Source organism: Sphingobacterium sp. UBA7253 (genome assembly GCF_002472745.1).
Classification (GTDB): Bacteria; Bacteroidota; Bacteroidia; order Sphingobacteriales; family Sphingobacteriaceae; genus Sphingobacterium; species Sphingobacterium siyangense.
In genome coordinates this window covers 1-24,452 of record NZ_DKSP01000069.1, presented here as the reverse complement: position 1 = coordinate 24,452, position 24,452 = coordinate 1, and the positions used below count along the sequence as shown (strand labels likewise).

General features: G+C 40.3%; 18 protein-coding genes. 6 read left to right on the top strand and 12 right to left on the bottom strand.

The window, feature by feature from the left end:
* Positions 1-2: 2 nt before the first annotated feature.
* Together B2X72_RS06295 and B2X72_RS06290 are read right to left on the bottom strand one after the other, a co-directional pair.
* The gene (locus tag B2X72_RS06295; RefSeq protein WP_286848667.1) at positions 3-617 is read right to left on the bottom strand and encodes a tetratricopeptide repeat protein; all 615 of its coding nucleotides are present in this window, start codon (positions 615-617) and stop codon (positions 3-5) included.
* A gap of 153 nt (positions 618-770) precedes the next feature.
* Positions 771-2,918, bottom strand: a complete 2,148-nt coding sequence (locus B2X72_RS06290; protein WP_286848665.1) for a TonB-dependent receptor — start codon at positions 2,916-2,918, stop codon at positions 771-773.
* Positions 2,919-3,190: 272 nt separating this feature from the next.
* On the opposite strand from B2X72_RS06290, the gene B2X72_RS06285 reads away from it, so the two are divergent.
* From B2X72_RS06285 to B2X72_RS06265, 5 genes are all read left to right on the top strand, one after another.
* The gene (locus B2X72_RS06285; protein ID WP_286848663.1) at positions 3,191-4,159 is read left to right on the top strand and encodes a D-2-hydroxyacid dehydrogenase family protein; all 969 of its coding nucleotides are present in this window, start codon (positions 3,191-3,193) and stop codon (positions 4,157-4,159) included.
* A 23-nt stretch (positions 4,160-4,182) separates the two neighbouring features.
* Positions 4,183-5,229 (top strand): 8-amino-7-oxononanoate synthase, encoded by a 1,047-nt coding sequence (locus B2X72_RS06280; RefSeq protein ID WP_286848661.1) that lies wholly within the window; start codon positions 4,183-4,185, stop codon positions 5,227-5,229.
* Between the two features lie 247 nt (positions 5,230-5,476).
* Complete coding sequence (locus tag B2X72_RS06275; protein ID WP_046673299.1) at positions 5,477-5,761, top strand: HU family DNA-binding protein; 285 nt, start codon at positions 5,477-5,479, stop codon at positions 5,759-5,761.
* Between the two features lie 18 nt (positions 5,762-5,779).
* Positions 5,780-6,616 carry a tetratricopeptide repeat protein gene (locus tag B2X72_RS06270; protein ID WP_070562796.1) on the top strand — a complete coding sequence of 279 codons (837 nt, stop codon included), beginning with the start codon at positions 5,780-5,782 and terminating at the stop codon, positions 6,614-6,616.
* 304 nt (positions 6,617-6,920) lie between these two features.
* Entirely contained in the window at positions 6,921-8,474 is a 1,554-nt protein-coding gene (locus tag B2X72_RS06265; protein ID WP_046673301.1) for an Rne/Rng family ribonuclease, read from the top strand.
* Positions 8,475-8,543: 69 nt separating this feature from the next.
* On the opposite strand, the gene miaA is transcribed toward B2X72_RS06265, so the two are convergent.
* From miaA to B2X72_RS06250, 3 genes are all read right to left on the bottom strand, one after another.
* Complete coding sequence (gene miaA / locus B2X72_RS06260; RefSeq protein WP_286848658.1) at positions 8,544-9,443, bottom strand: tRNA (adenosine(37)-N6)-dimethylallyltransferase MiaA; 900 nt, start codon at positions 9,441-9,443, stop codon at positions 8,544-8,546.
* Complete coding sequence (locus tag B2X72_RS06255; RefSeq protein WP_075990358.1) at positions 9,440-10,612, bottom strand: Gfo/Idh/MocA family protein; 1,173 nt, start codon at positions 10,610-10,612, stop codon at positions 9,440-9,442. The genes miaA and B2X72_RS06255 overlap by 4 nt, the downstream gene beginning before the upstream one ends.
* Positions 10,613-10,676: 64 nt before the next feature.
* Entirely contained in the window at positions 10,677-11,456 is a 780-nt protein-coding gene (locus B2X72_RS06250) for a hypothetical protein (RefSeq protein WP_286848656.1), read from the bottom strand.
* A 267-nt stretch (positions 11,457-11,723) separates the two neighbouring features.
* On the opposite strand from B2X72_RS06250, the gene def reads away from it, so the two are divergent.
* Positions 11,724-12,305 (top strand): peptide deformylase, encoded by a 582-nt coding sequence (gene def, locus B2X72_RS06245; RefSeq protein WP_088163356.1) that lies wholly within the window; start codon positions 11,724-11,726, stop codon positions 12,303-12,305.
* Positions 12,306-12,471: 166 nt separating this feature from the next.
* Here the strand turns inward: def and B2X72_RS06240 are convergent, their stop codons facing one another.
* From B2X72_RS06240 to B2X72_RS06210, 7 genes are all read right to left on the bottom strand, one after another.
* Positions 12,472-13,083 carry a trimeric intracellular cation channel family protein gene (locus B2X72_RS06240; protein WP_075990355.1) on the bottom strand — a complete coding sequence of 204 codons (612 nt, stop codon included), beginning with the start codon at positions 13,081-13,083 and terminating at the stop codon, positions 12,472-12,474.
* A gap of 97 nt (positions 13,084-13,180) precedes the next feature.
* Complete coding sequence (locus B2X72_RS06235; protein ID WP_286848653.1) at positions 13,181-15,544, bottom strand: GAF domain-containing protein; 2,364 nt, start codon at positions 15,542-15,544, stop codon at positions 13,181-13,183.
* 12 nt (positions 15,545-15,556) lie between these two features.
* Complete coding sequence (locus tag B2X72_RS06230) at positions 15,557-18,157, bottom strand: hypothetical protein (protein ID WP_286848650.1); 2,601 nt, start codon at positions 18,155-18,157, stop codon at positions 15,557-15,559.
* 2 nt (positions 18,158-18,159) lie between these two features.
* Positions 18,160-19,056 carry an AvrE-family type 3 secretion system effector gene (locus tag B2X72_RS06225; RefSeq protein WP_244294482.1) on the bottom strand — a complete coding sequence of 299 codons (897 nt, stop codon included), beginning with the start codon at positions 19,054-19,056 and terminating at the stop codon, positions 18,160-18,162.
* Positions 19,057-19,175: 119 nt separating this feature from the next.
* A complete protein-coding gene (gene ppk1, locus B2X72_RS06220; protein WP_286848647.1) occupies positions 19,176-21,197 on the bottom strand; it encodes a polyphosphate kinase 1 in 2,022 nt (673 codons plus the stop codon).
* A 161-nt stretch (positions 21,198-21,358) separates the two neighbouring features.
* Positions 21,359-22,543, bottom strand: a complete 1,185-nt coding sequence (locus B2X72_RS06215) for a Pycsar system effector family protein (RefSeq protein WP_236560325.1) — start codon at positions 22,541-22,543, stop codon at positions 21,359-21,361.
* Positions 22,544-23,921: 1,378 nt separating this feature from the next.
* Positions 23,922-24,134, bottom strand: coding sequence for a hypothetical protein (locus B2X72_RS06210; RefSeq protein ID WP_112375125.1), 213 nt, complete (start codon positions 24,132-24,134; stop codon positions 23,922-23,924).
* Between the last annotated feature and the right edge of the window lie 318 nt (positions 24,135-24,452).

Genomic DNA, 24,452 nt, shown 5'->3' with positions numbered 1-24,452 from the left:
TGTTATTTGCATTCTTTTATCAACTGTTCTGCCCGATCTTTGCCCCATGAAGGTGCAAATGGTGTAGTAGTTTTCTCTTCACTGAATAAAGATAGTGCTTTCTTTACATCCTCACATTCTTTGCTGGTATCCTGGTTGAAATATTTTTTTGCGTTTATTTGGAATTCCGCTAATCCCAATACCGCACGTGGATTATTTGGCGCAAGGGTGATGGCTTTTTTATATAGACCTATAATCTTAGGTGAAAGCTCTTTGGCTTTTGTCATCGGATCTGTAATCATCAATGCCGTTTGGTTCATCGCTTTCAGCACAAGCCATTCTGAATTATTGTCCTGGGCGCTATTGTTTAGTATTTCTTCTGCAGACTGTATATATTTTGTCTGTGTCTCTTTATTTTTCTCCCTGAAGGATGCTGTTGTCAGTACCATGGCCTGATAATAGGCAGGAATCCAATTGTCCTTTTCTGCCTGTGAAATACGTTCTAAAAGAGCGGCCGCTTTCTGCGTCTCACCCGATTGCCATAGGCTCATGGCTTGTCCCATACTTTTTTCAAAATTGCTTTGTGCAAATGTGCTGCCGCTTATCAGGCAGATGAGAACGATAATAAATGATTTCATGATCTTTCGTTTTTAGTAGTAAATATTTTTCTAAGTTATTGTTGTTGTGTTTGATGTATCTGATATTGAATGTTCTTGAAGTTGGTAATCCTTTTCTGCAAACAGAAATAATTCTGGATGGACCGACGTATTTCGATGATGAGCTGATGTTTATTATAGATTGTCCAATTGATTGTCTTTTTCATTTTTACTGATTGTCCAAAAATAGCCTAGAAATACAAAGCGTTTGGCAGTAGGGACAATCGGTCTACGGTCGTAGATTCCTTGTGAATTTGGCCGGTCTGCATATTGATACCCATAGATTGGGCTAGCGCCAAGAACATTACTGACGGAGAAATGGATAATTTTTTGCTGGCTGTAAAGAAACGACCAACTCATAGACAGACTATTGTAGCCTTTTGTATGGCCATTCATGAATACTGTTTGGTTGGGATCATTGTAATTTCTGCCGGATACAAACGAATTTGTCAAACTGAGCTGTGAACGTAGGCTTGATAGCCAGTATTTTCCAACGATATAGAAACTGTGTTTGTAAACGTAAGGGGGAGTGACTGTCGTCGGATAATTCGCTTCATTTCTCTTACTGTCGGTATAGGAATATGAAATCCAGTATTGGAGGTTTTTGATGGTGCTGCTGTTTTTATAAAATAAGTCAAAGCCTTTGACCTTACCGCTTCCGTTATTGTCATATTGGCTGTCATATTTTGGAGTTATACTGTTGTATTTTGCCAAATTGTTATATTCTTTGTGATAGGCTTCTAAGCGAAGTAAGTGCCCGCCACGCGAATAGAAATAATTTGCGATATAATGATTGGCCTCCATCCAGTCAAGTTGTGGAGCATATTTTAACAGCGGTGTTGGCGCCTGCTGATGGAAGTTCCCATAAGCAAGTGATAGCTGCGTATATTTATTTAATGCATAGCCCAGCGAAGCCCTCGGTTCTAACGTGCTCTTCGCCTGTAAATTGGAAGAAGTTTCTCGTAAGCCGATCTTCCCGATTAAGTTCGGGAGGATGCCGAAGGTAGTTTCCGTAAATACAGCGGTCATCTTGCTATGATAACCATAGCTATAGCCAAGGGATTGTCGGTGATATTCTTCTTGATAATTCGTGTCGAAATATTCTATTCCTCCGATACTTTTAATCTTATTGTTCCAGATCTTACTTAGCGTTCCTTTTAAGTGAAGACTCTTTTCTTCATTAGGTAGGTAAACGTCATCGTAATGCAGCTTATCGGTCAGGTAGCCTAGGCCAATACCAGACTGGAATGTCCATCGGTTCCCCAAATTCTGACTGTAGCTGATGTTGGCGTAGGCATTGTTGGATTTCTTTTTCAATGGGACGGGCTGCTCATAATTGATGTCCGCTTGGTAAAGTCCCATATTTTCGAAATTGTAAGCCCCATAAATATTTAGAAAACCTTCTTTAAACTGATGGCGATAGATCATTTCTCCAGAAGCGTTTTCATAGGGTTTCGTCCATTTTATATCTGGTGTAATAATTTTGGAATAGGGTTTTAAGTTTGTATAACTGCTGTTGAAGGTGAGAGAGTTTTTGCCCCATTGTAAGGTATGTCCTAGCCCTAATCCAACGGAAGATAGCGAAAGCTCTGTTTTGGACTGCTCTATGGTATTTTCGGTGTTTAGCGCTAGAATGCTGGACAGCGCATTGCCAAATTCTGCAGAATAGCCGCCTGTAGAGAAATTCACGCCTTTAAAGAGCATGGGCGAAAACCTGCCCCTTACAGGAACTTCGTTTGGTGTTGCGGTGTAAGGTTGGGCTACTCTGATTCCATTGATGTAGGTCTGTGTTTCGGAAGCATCTCCACCGTGAACCATAAGACGTCCATTCTCGCCCCCAACCTGTGCTCCGGGCAATGTTGCGAGTGCGCTGATGATGTTTCCCATGCTGCCTGCCGTAGTGACAATATCCAATGGACTCATTACCGTGTTTTTTCCGGAGCTATTGGCTTGTAGAACCCCCGCCTGAATCGTGACTTCCTGTAAGCGATTCTCGCTTTCTTGCATTTGAATAATCAGCAATTCTTTTTGAGGTAGCTGGATAGGCCTGTTATATGTTGGGAGGCCCACAACAGACGCTTTAATGATTTTAGTGCCTTGTTCACTGGTCTCAAATACGAAATTTCCAAGGGAATCGGTGGTGCCACCATCATAAGTGCCTTCAATATAAACATTGGCTAAATATATAGGTTTGCCGTTTTTGCCCAGCACTTTCCCTTTCAAGATGGACTGCGCAGATACGATGGTAATACTTAAAAATAGTAAGGTTAATAACAGCTTCATTTTTCTTTAATTTTATTCAAATATCCGCGGCTGTAAGTGTTCCTGCGAAAAAGAGTGGATGGAATGTCAAAATATCATGACGAATTGCAGGATTCCAACTTTATGCTGTAAATTGATATCGAAAAACAAAATTTCCTCCATAAATAAGTTCCGCAATGGAAAGTGGAGAACGCGAAAAATTGCTTTTATATGCGACGTACTTATAGCGGATATAAAAGTCATTTTACTTTCGTTTGATATTGAAAATAAGAGTTTAAAATTAAGTCAGAAAAATGCGAATAACCATTTTAGATGACTATCAAGACGCTGTCCGAAAGTTGGACTGTTTCAAAATTCTTGATGGTCACGATGTCCAAATATTGAAACAGTCCTATTCAGATTCGGCTTTACTGGCCGAAAAATTGAGCGATACGGAAGCGTTAGTGCTCATCAGAGAACGGACGCGAATTACAGAAGACCTGTTGTCTCAGCTTCCCAAGCTAAAGTTAATTAGCCAGACGGGCAAAATTTCAAACCATTTGGATTTGGCTGTTTGTAGCCGTTTCCATGTGGCTGTTGCTGAAAGTATGGGCTCTCCTGTTGCTCCAGCTGAGTTGACCTGGCTTTTGATCATGAATGCCCTCCGTGGTTTACCTAAGGCTCTTTCAGATATGGACAAAGGCCTATGGCAAACGAACATAGGAGATTGTGTCGCCGGGAAAACAATAGGGATATGGAGCTATGGAAAAATAGGGAAGCGAATAGCGCAATATGCAAGGGCTTTTGGTGCCCAAGTAATTGTTTGGGGAAACGAAAATTCCCGAGAAGAAGCTGTAAGAGATGGTTTTTTAGCTGCTGCCAGTAAATCCGATTTTTTTCATTTTTCAGATGTTGTTACTTTACACCTTAGGTTAGTGCCTGAGACGCGAGGTGTCGTAAAGCTCGAAGATCTCCGGTCTATGAAGCCGACAGCGCTTTTTGTCAACACCTCTCGTGCTGAGTTGGTTGAAGAGGGGGCGTTATTGACCGCGCTCGAGACAGGTGTTCCGGGGATGGCTGCGGTAGATGTCTATGAGTCCGAACCAATCTTTGATCCGAACTATCCGTTATTGCAGCGGCCAAATGTACTTTGTACGCCACATATTGGCTATGTGGAGAAAAATGGTTACGAACAATTATTTAGACTTGCTTTTGAGAATATTGTAGCCTTTTCCGAGGGCGATCCACAGCATATCGCTAACCCCGCGGTTTTGACCCGCTAATAAAATGAATCGGCTATACATAGATGAATAATTTTACACATTTAGAACAACCAACAGGTCGCGTTATTGTGGTCGGCGGTAAGGAATATCTTTTTTTTGGTGGAACTTCCTATCTAGGGCTGGCAACAGATAAAGCATATGCTTCTATTTTCATAGAAGGTATACAGCGGTATGGTATCAACAACGGCACTTCACGAAATAATAATGTGCAACAGGCCATATTTGATCAGGCCGAAGAATATGCCGCAAAGCGTTTTGGTTTTGAAGCAAGCCTGTTGCTCTCAAGTGGATATCTGGCAACGCAATTTCTTGTAAGAACCTTGGCGACCGAAGGAGAAGTATTGTACGCTCCCGCTTGTCACCCTTCTTTATGGCTGGATAAGAAGCCCGTTGCAACTGGGCATTTTGTTGAGTGGGCCAATGCAACGATCGAGTATATCAATCATTCAGCCCAAACATCATTTATCATCGTTAGCAACAGCTTGGACAATATGCGGCCAGAATTGTACGATTTCACTGTTTTCAATCGTATTGATCCGGACAAAAAGATTATACTGCTCTTGGACGATTCTCACGGAATAGGAGTTTTGCGCAAGAATAGCATTTCATTGGATACAAGTAGTTTTCAGCAGACTAATATCGAACTGATCGTCGTCGCATCTTTGGCAAAAGGCCTGGCAACAGATGCTGGATTGATTTTGGCCGATGGGGAACGGATCAAGTATCTCAAGCGATCAAACTTTTATACAGGGGCTTCTCCAAGTTCACCAGCCAGCTTATATGCATTTGTTCATGGAGAGCAGGTCTATCTACAGCAATTCGAAAAACTGCAATATAATATCAATTCCTTCAAAGCACATATGGAGTCTGGATTAAACGCTGTTGCTGATTTTCCGGTCTTTTCTTCAATGGATACGGGCCTTTATGCGAGGCTGATGAATGCTGGAATACTGGTTTCAAGTTTTCCTTATCCCCTCGCTACAGACCCTCTATTAAATCGGATTGTGGTAAACGCGCACCATACCAAAGCAGATTTGGACCAGCTGAGTCATGCAATTGGCATATATTGATTTTTATATGACAAGTAATAAGTCAACATCTTGTAAATTAGATAATTGTTTTTATTTTTGAGGTCTATTTAATGGTTGGTTGGACGCAATGTCTCGTTAATTGATTGTAAATGTTTGGCTTTTGGAAGCTTATTTATCAAAAAAGTATTTAAATAATTTCCATTACTCATTTTAAAACAATACTTTTGCATCCCCAAACATTAGTTGGCTTAAGGGTTGAAAAATAAATAATTACAGTAAAATAGATATGACTAAAGCAGAAATTATTGCAGAAATCTCTACCAAAACTGGCTTAGAGAAGGTAGATGTTCAAGAAACCGTAGAGGCGTTCTTTAAAGTTGTCAAAAACGCAATGATCGGAGGAGAAAATGTATATGTAAGAGGTTTTGGTAGCTTCGTAGTCAAAAAAAGAGCTGAGAAGACTGCAAGAAACATTTCAAAAAATACAGCAATCATTATCCCTGAACACTTTGTTCCTAGTTTCAAGCCAGCTAAAATTTTCGTAGAGAAAGTAAAGAATGGCAATAAATAATCTTTAAAATAGATTAAAATGGCAAAAACCAAACAGATAATAGTAATAGGATCAGTAGTAGCCTTGGTTGCTGTGCTTTTAGCACAGCCTATTAAAGGTTTGGTGAACAAAGAAAAACAAACTGCTGCAGCATCTGAGTCGAAGCCTTCCAATGAAGTGAATTTGGAAAATATATCTTCGATGACAAAACAAGGTTTAGATGCTAGTTTAGTCAAAGAAATTTCCGATATTGAGGGCCAAGTTGCAAAAGCTTCTGGAGAGGATAAGATAAAGCTGTTGCAACAGTTGGCAAATAAGTGGGATGATGTCGCAAAACCAGCCCCTCAGGCTTTCATCTATGAGGAAATGGCAAAGGTTTCACCGAAGTTTGAATATTGGTTGAAAGCAGGTAATGCTTATCGTGCCGCTTATACAAATTTGCAAGATTCTACTTTAGCCCAAGCGTTGAATCAAAATGCTATTCATGCATATGAGGCTGCGTTAAAAGCGAATACAAGCAGTTTGGATGCAAAAACAGGATTGGGTGCCGCAATGGTATCAGGAACGAACAACCCTATGGCAGGTATTGCCTTATTGCGAGAAGTCGTTGCTGCCGATCCTAAAAACTTAGAAGCAAACAAAACTTTGGGATTGTTTTCATTACAATCCCGTCAGTTTGACAAAGCCATCGAGCGTTTTAAGACCGTTATCGATCAAAAACCCGATGCTGAGTCATACTTTTACTTAGCCACAGGCTATGAAAATATTGGGATGAAAAAGGAAGCCGTTACAGCTTTTCAAAAAAGTAAGGAACTGGCAGCCGATCCTTCCCTATCACAATTCATCGATCGAAAGATCGCGGAATTGAGCAAGTAATTAATTTATTATTTTATAATCATTAAAAAATTTAGCTATGCCAAGCGGAAAAAAAAGAAAAAGACACAAGATGGCTACTCACAAACGTAAAAAACGTTTAAGAAAAAATAGACACAAGAAAAAATAGTCTTGTGATAAGCTTTTAAACATCTTGGCCCATTTTGCTGAGATAGCTTTACGAAACGATCTACATGTCTGTGAAGGGGATGTAGATTGTTTTTTTCGTAACAACGTTCTTTAAATGTTTAATCGGATACCCAAGATTGCGATAGGATATTGCATAGGTATCAAAAATGAGTAGCTTTTGGTAAAGGAATTAATTATCGATTCAACTCCTGATAAAGGGGTAACTATTGCTTTACTACAAGATAAGCAGCTTGTTGAACTTAACCGCGAGCCCGCAAATAATAACTTCGCCGTTGGAGATATCTATCTCGGACGTATTAAGCGAATTATGCCTGGGCTTAATGCAGCTTTCGTAGATGTAGGCTACGAAAAGGATGCTTTTCTACATTATTTAGATTTGGGTCCTCAAGTTCAATCTTTGCTAAAGCTTACGCGTATAGTGAAGAATGGCAGTTATCAAGAGAAACTGCTCAATAGTTTAAAACTTGAAAAGGATATCGATAAAGCTGGTAAGATCTCTGATGTCTTGAGCAAAAATATGCTCGTGCCAGTACAAATCGCCAAAGAACCCATTTCAACAAAAGGACCGCGTCTGAGTTCAGACCTTTCAATAGCGGGTCGTTTTGTCGTTTTGGTACCTTTCTCAAGTACTGTTTCCATTTCCAAGCGTATCAAAGGTAGTAACGAACGCAACCGCCTGAAAAAGATTGTCGAAGGAATTAAGCCAGCTAATTTTGGCGTTATCATTCGTACAGTTTCCGAGGGTAAGGGTGTTGAAGAACTACAACGTGACTTATTGGACCTGATCTCAAAATGGGAGCTATTTACCAAACGTCTTCGTAATGCTGAACCGCCTCAAAAGGTTCTTGGCGAAATGGATCGTGCATCCACTATTCTACGGGATATTTTGACAGACGAGTTTTCGCATATTTATGTTAATGATCCTTCGATCTTCGAAGAAACAAAATCATATATACACGATATATCTCCAGACTTGGAGAAAATTGTCAAACTTTATAAACATAAAGAGCCAATTTTTGATCATTTCGGAGTTGAAAAGCAAATCAAGGCAGCTTTTGGCAAAACTGTAACATTGCCGGGCGGTGCGTACCTCGTTATAGAGCATACCGAAGCCTTGCATGTCATTGATGTCAACAGTGGTAACCGTTCTGCTAATAAGGAGAATCAGGAAGACAATGCATTGCTGGTCAATATGGAAGCAGCAAAAGAAATTGCGCGTCAGCTGCGTTTGCGTGATATGGGCGGAATTGTAGTCATCGATTTTATCGATATGCATAAACCCAATCATCGAAAAGAGTTGTATACGTTCTTAAAAGAATGTATGGTAGCGGATAGAGCGAGACATACAATTTTGCCTCCAAGTAAATTTGGATTGGTTCAAATTACACGTCAGCGCGTTAGACCTGAAATGAATATCGTCACAAACGAAAAATGTCCGGCTTGTGATGGTACAGGTGAAATCCGATCAAGTATTGTCCTCATGGATGATATTGAAAATAATTTGAGCTTTATTCTTCAAGAACAGAACGAAAAGAAGGTGACCTTATGTGTTCACCCTTATATAGACGCCTACATTAAGTCTGGTTTGATTTCTAAAAGAATGAAATGGTTCATGAAGTACGGAAAATGGATTAAAGTAAATCCAATGACGTCATATTATCTAACTGAATTCCATTTCTTCAATGCGAAGGATGAAGAAATCAAGTTATAATAGAAAGAGATTAACGAAAAGGGTTAGTAGTGATACTAACCCTTTTTTGTTTTTATATCATTGTATTGTTTAAACCCAATGGATAATTATGCCGTCTTTTTCCATTTTGCGGAAGTAAGTCATTTGTCTTTTGGCATAGCGATGTATTTCTGTCTCCAGTTTTGTTGTAAAAGCAGGATAATCGAGCTGTCCAAGGAGATGGAGCGACGCATATTTATACTCCAAACCATAGTATTGAAGTTGCTCGTGTGTAATACCTTCTCTCAAGAGCCCGCACACTTCTTCTAAGAAGCCTTCATTCAATCGTTGTTTTAATCTTTGGCTAATGTGTTCGCGTCTGATTTCCAACGGGGGATTTAATCCGATAACAATGCTATCTACCGCTTGTTGCTGGACGATGTGATCGGGGTGATTCTCTAAAAACGCTAATATTTCTATTGCTCGGATTATACGTTTTTTGGTCGAAAGATCGATCTGAAAGTTCACAGGTAGTGTATATTCCTGAAGACGCGCTAACAGCTCCGTCTCTGGATATGCAAGTAATGACTCCTTGAAGCCTTCGATTGATGGGATCAGCGCATAGGGATTTTCTTGGATTACACTTTGAATATATAAACCTGTACCACCACATAGGATGGTATGTTTTCCCTTTTCTAGAATGGATTGTTGGGCTTGACGGAAGTCAGCAATAAAGTTTCCGAGATTGTAGCGTTCTCCCGGTTCATGAATGTCGATAAGATGATAGGGAATATCTTGGTATTCCGATAGGTCTTTTCCCGTACCGATGTCCATCCTTCGATAGATTTGGCGGGAATCAGCACTGATGATTTCAGCATCAATGTGTTGGGCCAGTTGGACGGCCAGTTTCGTTTTTCCAGAAGCTGTAGGCCCTAAGATAACGATAACTTTCTCTTTTGGAACGGTTTGCTGTTCCAAAAGAGAAAGTGTATATTTTAATCTGTCTATCACAGAACAAATTTAGTCCATTTTTCTGTTCCTTCGTTATTTTTTACGACAGTATCAATAAAAGCCATGCCTCTTACGCCATCGTAAACTGTTGGAAAATCCTGTTGTTCAGCTGTAGGAGTTTTTCCTTCACGTTTTGCTGTAACTGTTGCCGCAAAATTACGGTAGATATTTGCAAATGATTCTAATAGCCCTTCAGGGTGACCCGCTGGTACACGGGTATTATGTGTTGCAAACGAACTCAACGTATAAGGCGCTGCGTAAGCATTGCCTGTGCGATAAAGCTGACGAGGCTGATCAAGCATTTTGATAATTAAATTGTTCGGATCCTCATTCGCCCATTCCAATCCACCTTTTTCACCATAGATACGTATACGAACCGCATTTTCTTCTCCGGCTGAAATTTGCGAAGCCATCAATACTCCTTTAGCACCATTTTCGAAACGCAAAAGCACCGACCCATCGTCATCCAATAGACGGCCTTCAACAAATGTTGTTAGGTCTGCACATAGCTCTTGGATTTTTAAGCCCGATACATATTCCGCTAAATGCGCAGCATGGGTACCGATATCACCCATAACCAACGATTTACCCGAGCGTTTCGGATCTGCACGCCAAGCAGCTCCTGCATTACCCTCGCGTTCCGTTAAACGACTTAACCAACCTTGTGGATACTCAACAACAATCTTTCTGATCTTACCGAAGTGACCTTCTTTGACCATTGCTTTGGCTTGTTTAACCATTGGGTAGCCTGAATACGTATGGGTAAGGCACAGCGTACGACCAGTACGTTCTACCGTTTCTTGTAATTCTTTTGCTTCTTCAACAGATACTGTCATTGGTTTTTCAACGACAACATCAAAACCTTTTTCTAGCGCTAATTTAGCGGGAGCAAAATGTAAAAAATTGGGTGTTACGATCGTTACAAAATCCATGCGTTCGCCTTCGGGAAGCAAAGATTCTTTTTCGATCATCTCTTCATAGTTTAGATAGACACGCTCAGGAGCTACAAATAAGTCCTCTCCAGATTGTTTTGAAATCTGTGGATCAATACTAAATGCACCACAAACCAGTTCAATCTTGCCATCCATAAAAGCAGCAATACGGTGTACAGCGCCAATAAAGGCATCGTTTCCGCCTCCGACCATACCCATGCGAAGTTTTCTCTTCATAACGTTATTATTTTTGATTATTTATTTTTCAAACTTTTACAGTGTACAATATACACAATTTAGCTTATTTTATGTATAAAATCATCTTGATGCTACCCATATTTTCTTTGGGAAAGCCATGGGGGAACTGCTCCCTAAGCCCCTTTAATTCATCTGTATTTCGATAGGTATACCGCTTTGTTCCTGTGATCCAAAAGTTAATAGGTGCCGTAATTTCTTTAGCAACAAACCCAATTTTTTCGAGCGAAGAGTGTTGGCTCCAATCACGATCGGTGAAAGTCATAATGTCTCCTGGCGAGAAATCGCTACAAAATGCTTTAATTAATTTGCTTAGGCCTCCTATAACATTAATACCTGTTTTATTACAAAAGCGTAATAATTCAAATGAGCGATAGTCTTCATCTTTATCCAGCATTCGGCGTCCTCCAGAGAATACCGCGACGGCGACAAGCTCTCCCCGTTCATAAAGGCCATAACGATACTTGCCGGGAAGAGCGGTTTGTAAATGATGTTCCACGAGGAACTGTAAACTCGTTCTTTTGTCGATCCGGGCGACTACAGTATTGCGTGCGTAAATGCGTTTGTCATTTTTTGTTCTAGCAACAATGCGTCTGACGATCAAATCAAACTTTGTTATTAATTGGTCCTCATCGATATGAATGCAAGGGTCGGAAGTATCACGTCTAACGGATTTGTTATGAGGGTATAGTAAAATGTTAATTGCTAATTCCGGAGAGTATATTTGTATAAATCCATCATCCTGGCAAAGCCCTAATGGGACTTCAAGGGCCTGCTCGAGCCTAAGCTTGAACTGCGTTGACAAATTTAAAAACGAAGGATCCATAAAACAAAAGTAACTTTTATGGAAGTTTTGACGAAATATTCACTTTTAATAATTATCCGTACCTTTGTACCGAAAAATATAATGGTGCTACAGGGTATCCTTGTTAAAATAGTACAATGACTCAGGGTGAGCAATTAGCCTGACATGATCTGAAATAAAATCGTGCTAAAATTACAACAGGTGCCTAGTGATCTTTAAAAGCAAACAACGTGTAACGAACTCAGGTATAGCAATGAGTATCGGCACTTATAAATAATTATAATACATATGAAACTTCCGATAGTGGCGTATGGCGATCCTGTATTAAGAAAGGTCGCTGAGGAAATAGATGAAGACTATCCAGATTTAAAGAAATTGATTGATGATATGTTCGATACCATGTATGCAGCTCATGGTGTTGGTTTGGCAGCTCCACAGGTAGGCTTGCCTATACGGATGTTCGTTATCGACGCAACTCCTTTCGCAGAAGATGATGAAGAAAACAAAGAAGTACTCCAATCGTTCAAAAAAGTTTTCATCAATCCCATCATGGTTGAAGAGTCTGGTGAGAAATGGGCTTTCGGTGAAGGATGCCTGAGTATCCCAGATATTAATGAGGACGTATTGCGTCACAGAAATATTCGCATCAATTACTTGGATGAGAACTTTGAAGAACATGAAGTAGACTTAACAGGTTTGGCTGCCCGTGTGGTACAACACGAATATGATCATATTGAAGGTAAACTATTTACCGACAAATTGAGTGCCTTGAAGAAAACGATGCTTAAGGGGCGATTAGATGCTATCGCGAAAGGAAATATTCGCGTTGGTTATAAAATGAAATTTCCACAGCAAAAGAAAAAGCGTTAGTTCATACTAACGCTTTTTTTTGCGGCTTCTTCGGCATAAAATTGGTTGGAGATCAAGAATATCCGTGTTCTACCTACTGATCCATCCTTTTAATCTATTTTTGAGATCGAATCGGTCATCCAGTAGAGCGTGTTATAGAAATTTCATGCGCGAAGAAGAACATTCCTCAATCCAACCGAGGTAAATATAGACGATATTTAACGGCTGTCATTCGTATTAAAAATACAACAGCAGCCCCAATAAAGGCTGCCCAAGAAAGATCAAAATCGAGATGCACCAGCAAGATATATGTGAGACCTCCACCTAAACAGGCCGTAGCATATACTTCTTTTTTAAAGATTAAGGGGGTTTCGTTGAGTAAGACATCGCGCGTCATCCCCCCACATACCGCGGTGAACATTCCAAAGATAATGGCAGCATAGGTATTGCTTTCGTAATTGAGTGATTTTTGTACCCCTAGGATAGTAAAAAAGCTAATTCCGATGGCATCAAAAAGTGTCAGCGTGCGATAATAACCATACAACTGTTTGTTGAAGACAATGGCAATTAAAATTCCGAGGAAAATAGCAATGAGGTAATTGCTATCATTGACCCATACTGGGCGCAGATTCAAAAATACATCCCGCATCGATCCACCGCCAATGGCTGTCACAAAGCCTAAAAAGGCTGCCCCAAAAATATCAATATCTTTACGTTTTGCCGACAGCGTGCCTGATATTGCAAAAAATAAGGTGCCAAGCAAATCGCTTAGATAAAAATAGTTGGCATCAGTAATCATGGTAATCCTTTTTAAATCATTATATTAAAATCTCCAGTTGACGGTACCCCATATAGCTTAACACCAATGGGGATAAACTTCCCTTTATTGGACAAATTTAGGAGAAATCTTGATAGTTTAAATTCACCGAAAGGCGAATAGCTTTCAAACCCGCGATTCCCTGTACATCCTCCAATTTTAAATGTTCGATGGTATGCTCAATGATGCCCATGTCATAGATTGCCTTTATACTTAACATGAGGTCCTCCAGGATTTCATCCGATAAATAGACAATAGCAATTTTATTGACCTGGGTAAGTCGTTCTTTGGTTCGCTTTATCCGAATTTTGTCTATCCTTTTTTTGATTATTTCATAACGGATATTGAGTGATCCCTCTACATCAAACCTCCGTTCATCTTCCCGGAAGCTGATATCAATGCTATGTGGATTGATAAAAATCAATTGTGTTGTTTCTAAAGCCAAAGGCAGAATATCCTTTGTATGGTAAGCTTTCAGCGCAATTCTAGCCATAGAAATAATTTGCTGACGCCTAAATACATTGATAAATTCGTAGCTAAATGGCTGTTGTGGCGTGATGGATTCGCCGATATAAATATCATATTCAATACCGTCTGTCCTGAATTTTTGAAAATACGATGGGTAATTCCCTTGGATAAAGCTATTGAAATGGTCTAGTTCCTTACCGATCAATTGATTGATCTGGCGTAAAGAAGTTTCAAATTCATTCCTATAAAATTCACCGGTTTCTCGATTGGTGAAAAAATGCTTCGCATAATGTTCAATCACCTCTATTTTTGACGGAAATTGCTTTCTGGCTTCTTCTAAAAATGGCTGTACATCTTTCCTAAAAAACTCAATGATCTTGACCATCGACTCATCAAAAGAAATATGATCAAGAGATTCTGTAATTTGTTCAACACGTGCTGAAAAGGTCATAATCAACTTGTGCTTTCCATCTAAAGAGAGCTCATCAATAAGCATTGCGAGCTGTTTGACCTTGAAGCTAAAGTCTTTCAGAATGGAGGCGTTTCGTATGATCGTGGAGTCTTTTACATCGACAGCACCATAGAGCGGATAGACTTCTTCAAATACAACCGCTTTGATATGCGCATCCCGACTGTCGTTTTCCAGTTCCTGAATGTACTGGGCTGCGATATGGTTAAATTTCCACTGAACCGAGGGCTGTATGGTCGTAAACCGGTTGATGATGATATCGTCGATACGTTTTTTAAATTCTAGCGTGATATCCTGAGATAATTGTGATAAAAGCGGAACCAAAGAACTTAAGGCTTGCATTGTCTCATTGTCGAGCTGATCTTGTTCATAGCTGTATATTTCCAATATGCCTGAGAGGGAATGATTATGGATAAGTGGAATACACAGATAGGTCGTTACCCCCGAGCGACCAATCCGCTCGTCGAAAATAGATGTGGTATTTCGGAGGCCATTCGTCGCATTATTGGTATAAAATATAACATGCGGATGTTTTAGGTAGCCCGCAAGTTCAGGATTGATCTTGAAGGTTTTATTTGCGGTATACGCTTCCGCAATCAAGATGCTCTTATTGGTGATTGAATAATCAAAAAATGGGACCCCATTTAATTGGAATAACGGAAATAGACTAAATATGGTATCAGTCCCTTTTAATAGCGGTGTGATGATTTTTTCTAAATCAGCGAAAAAGAGGTGATAATTGTATGTTGGCAGTTCCAAAAGAATGGACTGAATGCGGCGTAAAGTATGTTCCGTACTGGTCTTTCTGAAAGTTACAATACTAAAGCCCGATAACTCAAAATCTTCCAGTTTAACGGTATTGATAACGGTATTCCAATCAAAAAGCGAATCACTGGGATTTTCCGATAAACGACCTATATCAAGCGCAGGCAGTGTTTTTTTTGCCTTGATCTCAACAAATTTGAAATCGATGTCCAAATCGTAATAATCCACGATCTCCCCCTGATCATTGAGTTGATGATAAACAATGCTGCTGTTTTCATTGGAAGAAAAGCCATACAGACGCTCGAAAATGAGGGTATAAAAGAGCTTTTCTTGATTAGTAAGAAGGCTTCCGGTACGCATCTTCCCTTGAATTTCTTGCTCCACAAGCTGATGGCTAGTTAGGTCGAAAAAGGCTTCCGTTCCATAGAAGACTTCTTCTGCTAGGGCTGTTGTGAGTGCCCAGTACCTTTTTGGAGCAGTGTCAACCAACGATACGGAGAGGCTATAAATCAATTGCAGAATATCTTTATAGGCATTGAGGTTATGCTTGCAGAGTTTACCGTTGAGATGCTCTATTTCTTTGATGCGTTCCAACGCAAACAAAGGAATCATGTCATCCGATGAAGTGCCATTTTCAATAAAAGATTCCAGGTATTTGAAAAATGGTTCAAAGTCTAGCCTGCCATTTGCATACGTATTGGCCATTTTCGCCGTTGTGAGTTGTACTTTCTTTATCTCCATGGATCGAAAATTTTAAAAGCGGAAACCTGTGCTGAAATAGGGATACCAACCTTCATTGGATTTCGTCATGACAAAATGCAAAGGAAGTGCATTGGCGACGATGTAATAAATGCCTCCACCCACACCTTGATGAAACTTATCGTTGTTATAGCCCTTTGCCCACACTTTTCCAACATCATACATACCCATTAGTCCGAATTCACCTGGAAGAACATAGCTTTTGACATCAATTACTTTGACACGAGCCTCTAGGTTATTGTAAAGCATCTGTTGCCCTGCAAATCGATACTGGCGAAATCCCCTGAGATTTTCATGGCCGCCTAGAAATAGATATTGATAAAATGTAGGGTTCCCGACAACGGTGCCCCCTCCTGTTCTATTGGCGAATATAATACCTTCATTGAATGCGCTAAAATAGCCCGTCATTGCTGCACTTAACTGCGCTGAGTTTTTTGAGTACTGATTGAGTCCAAAATAAGAATTAAAAGCGGCTTCAATATATAGCCCTTTACTTGGGTTAATGTTTCGATTACGGGAATCTTGCGTTAAAAATGCATTGATACCTGCAAAAGCTTTGTCTTTGGTAATCGATAAACTATCGTAAGAATGTAAAGCTTGGGGATTTAAAATAAATCGATCTTGATTTTCAATCGGATCTAGGTGGTAAAATTGGATATGCGGACCTACGGCAAAGTTTAATGTAGCTGAAGGTTTCCACCTTAACTGTGGATTGACATTGAAAATATTGAATCTACTTCTGTAATATTTTGCACCATACTGTTCCTTTAAGAAGAGCGAGTTATTACCTACGCCAAAGAAATTCTGCGTGTTGTCAGGAGCTTTTGCTAGCGCATCGACAACAAGATCCGCGTCCCCGACAACAGCTATCCATTCGCCTCTATAGTGAATTTTATAAGCTCCGGTCCGGAAGGCTGTTGCTACAGTAAGTTGTTGCTTATACGTAAAAGGACTTTTTCTAAATCCACGCTGATGTGTATAAGCAGCCCCTAGCCCCAGCGAAAAACCGTCATCAGCATTATAACCCGCAGTCACCAGGGGAAGCCAGGTGTTGTACAGGTTTACAGGAACAAATTGCGTGTTGGTACTATCTTGTGCATAATGAAGCTTTATTTTGTTCTTTTCACCCAGTAAAGTGGAATTTTTGGTGTTTTCGTAAAGCTGTATTTTCGATTTGCTTTGGTTGATCACATAAGTCTTTGGCGTGTTATCGCCAATAATTCGGAGTTTTATAGGAGAATTTGCGTTATCGATGACAACAGAGTCTTTTCCTTCAGCCAGATAGAGACGAATTTCTTTCGTCAGGGAATCTTTATAGGTTTTGTCCATCAATGCTTTGGTGACTTTCCCATCTTTATTGATCTTCGAAACTTTGACTTTTAAGTTTTTATTCGCTGTGCTGTATATTTCTACTTTTTCATTTTTGTCGCTGAGATGAATATCGACAATGTTATTAATGAAATTGTAATACTCTTCCATCGCCATGGGCAGTGCATCACGACGGCTTTGAAGTGTTTTAAAAATTTGCTCTCCACGAATAGCAATGGACGATTGCGGCAGGCTATGTACCGACTCCCATAATACCGAATCTGTGAGACGTGCTACAAATTGCTTGACCTCTTTGGTCCATTCCTTGTGAGGAAGCTGGTTGCTCGGATGAGCATTTAAAAAGCGTGATTTAAACAAAGAATAGCGAATATCGGGAATACCGGTCGTGAAACCTTGCATGACTGGGTTGACAAATTGCTGATAGATATCTTTCATTAGAAAACCTTGTGTGACACGCAGTGCCTGATCCCGATCGCGGGGAATAGGAATATAGTCTTTATCGTGATCTGTGCTATCCTGATTTTCATTGTACCAACGCCATTGATCCTCGTGTCGATCCCAGTCGCTTACCAGTACATCCAGCATTCTTGCGCGGAGATATGCCTTAGCCTTAAAGTTATCGTCGTTATCTTCCTGTAGTTTTCGTACAGCTTTTGGGCTGTTGTCTGAATCACCAAGAGGTTCGCGTTCTTCTAGTAAAGCCACCGTATGCTCAAAAAGCGGAGCGTATTCACCCAATATGCTGTCTTGTGCAACAACGCCGATGATTGGATGGGCATGTTGGACGTTCACGGCATTTGCCAAAGCGGGGATCATAAGCGCGGAATAGGGATGCTGCGCGCTAGTGGCATCGTCCAAGACATCCTGCACAAAGGTGCCATGTAGCTCTTCTGGTATGAGGGATTCAGTCCTTTTATTGACTGATCGTAGGGCCCATTCCCGACCGCTTGAATCTGTAAGTCGTAGAGAAACCGATTGCATCCCGCCTCCTTGTTTGACAGGACGCAGTCCCCCGTATAAGGTTGAAAGTTGGAGCAAAGGTAAGGTGGTTTCTGCAGCCCATTCTTTGCGGTAGTTTTCGCCAAGGAAGAACTTTTTGAATTTACTGGCTTTACCATATTTTGCATTTGCAACGATACTTACACTGTCCTTGATGACGGTTTTAGCAAAGGACTTGCCCTGATGTGCAGGTGACTGTGTATGTTTTTGTTGTGAATAAACATGACTAGCAAGAAAAATAAGAAAGAATGGTACAACCTTTTTCATGCCTATTTTTGTTCAAATTTATAAATGATCCCTTTATCCTGATTACCGGCTTCGCTGCTGATGTAAAGATTGAATTTTGAATCAAAGTTAATACCTTCGGGTTGAGGGAAAATCTTCGGATTTAATGGAGAGAGCGATTTTACACGAAAATTCTCATCGGTTACCACAAGGGCTTTGTCTACAGAAGATAAGATATACCATTCCTTGCTGTCTGCTTTTTTAGCTAACGCCGAGGGTTTGAACGTTTTCTTAATTTTAGCATCAAATGCCTGAAGTTGATCAAGCTGGATGGCAAATTCTCCTTTCGGCTGAAATTGACCATGCTCGTCAATTGAAAAGACATAGCCAGAGGTTTGTGGTTGTTTTCTATCGACCTTACATTCTTTACATAATACGTATGCCTGGTTACTTTCGCGGTCAACAAAAAGTCCCTCGTACTCTCCTTTTGGGAGTAAATTTTTCTGTTCAACAACGTTTTTTATATCGTCCTTTTCGGCAATCGGAAAGGAATAGATGCTGCCATTGCTCTTTAAGATAAAGAAATGTGTATTGCTTATCGAGATATCCTCATAATCGCCATCTTTTCCGAAAGGGTTGAACGTGACTTTTTGTGTCGGTTGGTTAAACTTATAAAGAAAGCCCTGCTCATCTTGGATGGCATAAATATCGTCATTCTGTCCCGCGAGAAAGGCTATCCCGGATATTTCTAATAACTCGTCTGGCAAACTCATTTTTATGCCCGAAGATAATGTATAGGGTATTTGTTGCGGTTTTTCAGCTTGAACATGAGCGAGCTTGTTGTTATTTTCCTTGGCTGTATTATTCGGGTTGCAGGCGAGAAAAATAGCGGAGGCTAAGCCTAATGCCATAGTTGTCAATATCGTCGGGTTTTTCATCATTATATGATTAAATTTAAATTGATGAAGTCATCAGATTTCTGAATGAGCTTACGTGCAATGATTATTTTGTTGGGCTTTCAGGCTGGTCATGCTTTTATGAGATGCCTTACTGAATAGTCCTATTGTTTCATTTTGCCTTTCAAATAATTAAGGATTTGTTGCTGCGAAACATTCTTCTGTTGTGTTTCTATTGCCTGATTTTGCCCATGTTCATCCAGCAAAGTTGCTTCGGTGTCGTCCGCAAACTGAATATCGAACAGCTCCTGTATTTGATGGGCTAATGTTAGATTCAGCAGCGGAAAGCAAGTTTCTATACGTCGGTAGATATTGCGGTTCATCCAGTCCGAAGAACCCAGGTATACGCTGCTTTGTGCTTGATATTGAAAAATAAATATTCTGCCATGTTCTAAATATCGTCCTACAATCCGTTTCACGACAATCTTGTCGCTCAATCCAGGTACTTGTGGTTTTAGCCTACAGATTCCTCTGACCAATAGCTGCAGTTTTACCCCTGCCCGGCTTGCTTCATACAATTTATTGATTAACGATTCTTCTTCAAGATTGTTTAATTTAATTTTTATTGTAGCTGTCTCTCCGGCTTTAGCAGCTTGGATGGCCTGGTCGATCAGGGATAAAAACGTATGTTTGAGGTTGAACTGTGCAATCAGTAAATGACTAAAAGACAGCTCATTTGGACTATGGGGTTTTCTCCGGGCCGGTAAAAACTCGAATAACATATTTAATTCGTTGGTCAATAGCTTATTTGAGGTAATGAGGAAATAGTCTGTGTAGACCTTCGCCGTTTTTTCATTTAGATTTCCTGTACCTAGCAATGCACTTTCACGACCTTGTTTGCGTTTGACCAGCGCTATTTTGGCGTGTACTTTTAAATTGGGGATACTATAGGTAATTTTTACCCCCTGTTCTTTCATCAATCGGGCCCAATGTATATTATTTGCTTCATCAAAGCGCGCTTTCAATTCGACAAATACATTGACTCTTTTTCCATTCTTTGCTGCGGTAGCGAGTGCTTGTGCAATATGTGAATCACCGGCGATGCGATATAAGGTTGTGTAAATCTCGTCTACGGTTGGATCTATCGCAGCCTCGTTAAAAAAACGCAGTATGGGGTCGAACGATTCATAGGGAGTACTGATTAACAGATCCTCTCGGTCTATTTGGTCAAAGATAGATTCCTTAAAATTCTGATTCTTATTAATTTGCAGCTGTTTTGGATAAGAAAGTTCGGCTATTTTAATCGGAAATGAAAATAGATCCTTGAGATTGTGGTAGTTTCCGCCTTCGACAATGCTACTTTTCCGCAGATCAAATAATGTTGCCAGTGTTTCTATCAACTGTTTTGGCAGATTTGGCTGGAATAGAAAGCGTGTCGCATAGCCAAGGTCACGTTTATTGACTTCCGTCTCGATTTTTTGGGCAATATCACCCTCAAATTCATCTTGGAGATTTAATTCCGCATCCCTTGTGATTTTAAAGGAGTAGAAATTTAATGATGTATTTCTTATGGCTTCAGGGAAAAATGCTTTGATAATATCATCTATGAGCACGACATATTTATTGCCATTGATCTCACAGGTGAAAAAGCGACCAATATGATTTGAAGGGACATTTAGAAAGAATACAGCTCCAGTATTGTCGTCTGTAACGACGAAGTAGAGCTGATTGTTGATCGGGAAAAAAGAAGTATCATCAATCGGTATAATTTGGAGGTAGGAGGCAATTGTAGTAAAGAAATACTGGGCTGTGAGGTCTTTTATTTCGGTCGGAATAGCTCGATTGTAAATAAAGAATATATTTTCTTTTGCTAATTCTTGGATAATATCAGCTAGTATTAGGCCAAATTTTTCCTGTTGTTTGTTGATGGTTTTTGACGCTTTTTTATACGTCCCAATATCTATGTTCGGAATGAGCTGTCCGGGATTTTGCTTCATTATTTTTTTCCAAGCCATCAGTACAGGCATTCTAACCCGATAAAATTCATCCAGATTGGATGAGAAAATAGCGAGAAACTGTAGTTTTTCCAATAAAGGTACCTCCTGACGACCAGCTTGGTCAAGTACCCTATCATTGAACGACAGCCAGCTGATGTCTCTGTTGATATAAAGGTCTTTCTTCTTCATCCGTATAAATTTATGGTTATGGCAACATGCTTACAACAACATTAATAATGATGCTATCTATTGGTAGCTAATGATTGATCTAAAGGCGGCATCTTTTTAAATAAAAAAGAAAGTTTGGAAAACATGATGCTGAAATATTTCACTGTTTTTATAGTATTGCATTAAAATATGGTTGCGGCGACAAAAGAAACAACCGATATAACAAGTCCAAACATAAAAATTCCATAGGCGTATCGTAGAAGCTTATATTTTCGTCCTAATACCACACCTTGCGAATAAACATCCTTGGTGAGCATGCCATATAGAAATTCCGAGTCGACCATTACCTTCTGCATACCATCGTTATAATCGTCGAGTTTCATTTTGTAAAAATTTCCAAAAAAGAGAAGATTGACTGATTTCTGTTCGATTTCCTCCTTTGAGAATTTACCCGACGGAATTTTGGGTATCGTTGATAGTATGGCCATGACCATGGTTGCTACCACGGCTGTAGTTAAGATAATTGTTGGGATAATCAGGTGCTCGTTGGCATCTAGTTTCCGAAATAAGACAGCAATCACGACAGAAAGGATAATAGAATTGACCGTTAAGAGGATGTTGGCCTTATTGTCTGCCATGTCGCTTAGTCGCTGATTGTTTGAGGACGTAATCCGGAACATTGTTTCTATCCCACGTTCTGGCTTACTGCCTTTCTCTTTTTCCTTTTTGTCTTCCTTTTTACTTTCTTTATTTTTTGAGATAGATTTCTCCTGTTTTTTCTCCAGTTCTTTTAGATTCATCTCCTTTTTGGCATTAAGCTTTTGTTGCGCATATTCAGTATGGTAATGATGGCTCATTAATAGTTTGATTGTGCCGGCCCGCCATACGTCTTTATCGATCTCCTTCCCTAGTACTGCTTCAGCTTCGGCTTTCATCAGTTTGTTTCTGTTGACGAAATCCTCATTCCCAAAATGAAATAGGTCTGCGTCGCAGAGAATTTGCTCCAGCAGATTTGTAGGATCCTGAGGCATTCTCGTTGCTAAAATACAACCTTTGATTTTTTCCTGTATGGCTTCCGGTATGCCTTTGTCCTGGAGGAAATTTAAAGCAATTTCGACACTTCTCTTTTCATGACCAATAGCATTGTCAGATTTTACGTAGCCGAGATCATGAAAGAAGGCGGCACTAATGACAATAAAGTGATCCTCCTCTCCTAGTTTATAGTACGATGAAATCTCCTCCGCCGCACGTACAACAGAACGTGTGTGTATCGTATTGTGAAAACAATGGCAAACTGAAATATTTTCTGTAATATAAGTTTCAGCATATTCTTCTACCTGTTTTAAAAGCTGAGCATAATCTATCATGGACCAATATGGTTTTATTTGCAATAAAAGTATTTAATATCTTTAATTTCTTAAAAATAAGGTCTTCTTTTTTGTTATTTATTAACCTAGATCAAATTTACTGAAAAAAGCGTTATTCCAGTAGTTGTAAAATTGACTGTTATATAAGTAGATGAATTGTTCTTAAAGCAGACCGCTAATCGGATGAAATATTTAGCTTTTACTAAAAGAGTACCCAGACTAATGCTAATCAAGGAAACCTAGGTAAAGCCTATAATACTCGAGCAAACATTTACTAAGGCGGTCATTGAGCATGTTTCAGATTAATACCGTCGATAGGTAAAAACGATAAGATAGGGCGTCCAGAATTCGAAATAGGTTTCTAAACTGGATCCTGATTCGATCCTATGCTGAGGCCGATGCGGGAAATCAGTAGGGCGAAATGCTTTTTTAGCCCTTTTTATGCTGTGTTTCTTCGGGCATATAGCGCTTTTTAGTCATTATCCAGTGTTTATCCAGTTTTCATTCCGCTCCGAAAGCCACTCTAAGGACAGTTCAAGGGGGGAGCATAGCGTGACAGGGCTTACTGCGTGCCTGACTCGGACTCAACGCAGACTCACCTCGGGTTTAGCACGTATTCACGGTGTATCACTGATAAATAAAGACAGCTTATGTGTTGCTTTAAACCAAGGGAGATAAGATAACAAGGGTTGCTCCGCTCCATCGTTAAATTGGGACATTCCCCTACGCTGCTCTGCTCCCAAATTCTTTTTGCGCCTTTGATAGTATGTTTTTCCGAGTTGTTTTCGTGTTTGCTGCGTTGCTACGGAGTTGTTCGGCTACGGTTCAGTCTGGTATTGGCCTTTTTTAGGGGCATCCGGGGGATATGGTCGCGTTCGGAGCGTCATTTGTCCGTGCTGGCAGCGGGGTGAGTGCGGGCTTAGAGTCGGAGACAACACGGACTCACTACGGACGCAGGACGTTCAGGGGCTAAACCAGCCCCGACCATGGTACGAAGGAGGCTGGGAGGGCAGTCGGGGGTTTCCGCAGACCTTTGTCAGCAGCCGGAGCGTTGTCCCCGAGCGGAACCACCTTTCCCTAAATAAGGGAGAGTTAAGGATGCTTTATTTCTTAGTTTAGCTTTTGTTTATCGTTAGCTTAGTAATAAGTTAGGGTTTGCTTAGCTACAACCTATACTATACCTAAACTAAACCTAACCAAACCCTAAACTAAACCTAAGTAAACAGGTAGAAAAGTATAGCTACAGAAGAAGGTATTCCGGTAGCCTGTGTTCTGCCATTGTTCTGGCCCTACCGATATCCGTCCGTCCCCTGTTATATCCTGCGTTGCTGTTTCTTTCCGACGGCACAATTTTCCGGTCTTATCAATATTCACCAGTTTATAGGCTGCGCCTATGCGCATCGTCTTCGATTGGGCGTTGAGCCGAGCGGGCTACCAAAGAGATCCCGAGCTTAAGCAGATCGAGCAATACAATGTTCATCCATGTTTCCGCTGCGGAGCCTGTATCGAGTCCCGGTTCCCGTCCCCATTCTGTCCCGGAACCGGCCTTCCCAGCCTTCCGATCACCTGTTTTACAAAAAGAATCTCGCACCGTTACAGGCAGTTAAGGGGAAAATGAAATAAATAAGAACAAAAGGCTTGGAAGTTTGTTAGTAAACTCCCTATCTTTGCACCACTCCGCAAGGGAGGGACGGTTGCCGCGAGAGCAGGGAACCATGAAAAAAGAAGGGTTTAACGAGAGTTGAGCGCGGAAATCGGAAAAAGAGAAAAGAAAAAAAACTTCAGAAAGTTTTTGGAAGTTCAAAAAAGATTTCTACCTTTGCAGTCCCAACGGAAACGAAGGGAAAAACAAAACGATAAAGAGAGGCGCAATGCCTATCGGAATATGGCGGATACGGAAGTTGAAGCG

Bases quoted from the DNA above. Each gene is read 5' to 3' on its own strand.
- B2X72_RS06295 (WP_286848667.1), bottom strand. From the start codon at position 617: ATGAAATCATTTATTATCGTTCTCATCTGCCTGATAAGCGGCAGCACA.
- B2X72_RS06270 (WP_070562796.1), top strand. From the start codon at position 5,780: ATGGCAAAAACCAAACAGATAATAGTAATAGGATCAGTAGTAGCCTTG.
- B2X72_RS06255 (WP_075990358.1), bottom strand. From the start codon at position 10,612: ATGAAGAGAAAACTTCGCATGGGTATGGTCGGAGGCGGAAACGATGCC.
- B2X72_RS06290 (WP_286848665.1), bottom strand. From the start codon at position 2,918: ATGAAGCTGTTATTAACCTTACTATTTTTAAGTATTACCATCGTATCT.
- B2X72_RS06225 (WP_244294482.1), bottom strand. From the start codon at position 19,056: ATGATGAAAAACCCGACGATATTGACAACTATGGCATTAGGCTTAGCC.
- B2X72_RS06230 (WP_286848650.1), bottom strand. From the start codon at position 18,157: ATGAAAAAGGTTGTACCATTCTTTCTTATTTTTCTTGCTAGTCATGTT.
- B2X72_RS06240 (WP_075990355.1), bottom strand. From the start codon at position 13,083: ATGATTACTGATGCCAACTATTTTTATCTAAGCGATTTGCTTGGCACC.
- def (WP_088163356.1), top strand. From the start codon at position 11,724: ATGAAACTTCCGATAGTGGCGTATGGCGATCCTGTATTAAGAAAGGTC.
- B2X72_RS06280 (WP_286848661.1), top strand. From the start codon at position 4,183: ATGAATAATTTTACACATTTAGAACAACCAACAGGTCGCGTTATTGTG.
- ppk1 (WP_286848647.1), bottom strand. From the start codon at position 21,197: ATGAAGAAGAAAGACCTTTATATCAACAGAGACATCAGCTGGCTGTCG.
- B2X72_RS06285 (WP_286848663.1), top strand. From the start codon at position 3,191: ATGCGAATAACCATTTTAGATGACTATCAAGACGCTGTCCGAAAGTTG.
- B2X72_RS06250 (WP_286848656.1), bottom strand. From the start codon at position 11,456: ATGGATCCTTCGTTTTTAAATTTGTCAACGCAGTTCAAGCTTAGGCTC.
- B2X72_RS06215 (WP_236560325.1), bottom strand. From the start codon at position 22,543: ATGATAGATTATGCTCAGCTTTTAAAACAGGTAGAAGAATATGCTGAA.
- B2X72_RS06275 (WP_046673299.1), top strand. From the start codon at position 5,477: ATGACTAAAGCAGAAATTATTGCAGAAATCTCTACCAAAACTGGCTTA.
- B2X72_RS06235 (WP_286848653.1), bottom strand. From the start codon at position 15,544: ATGGAGATAAAGAAAGTACAACTCACAACGGCGAAAATGGCCAATACG.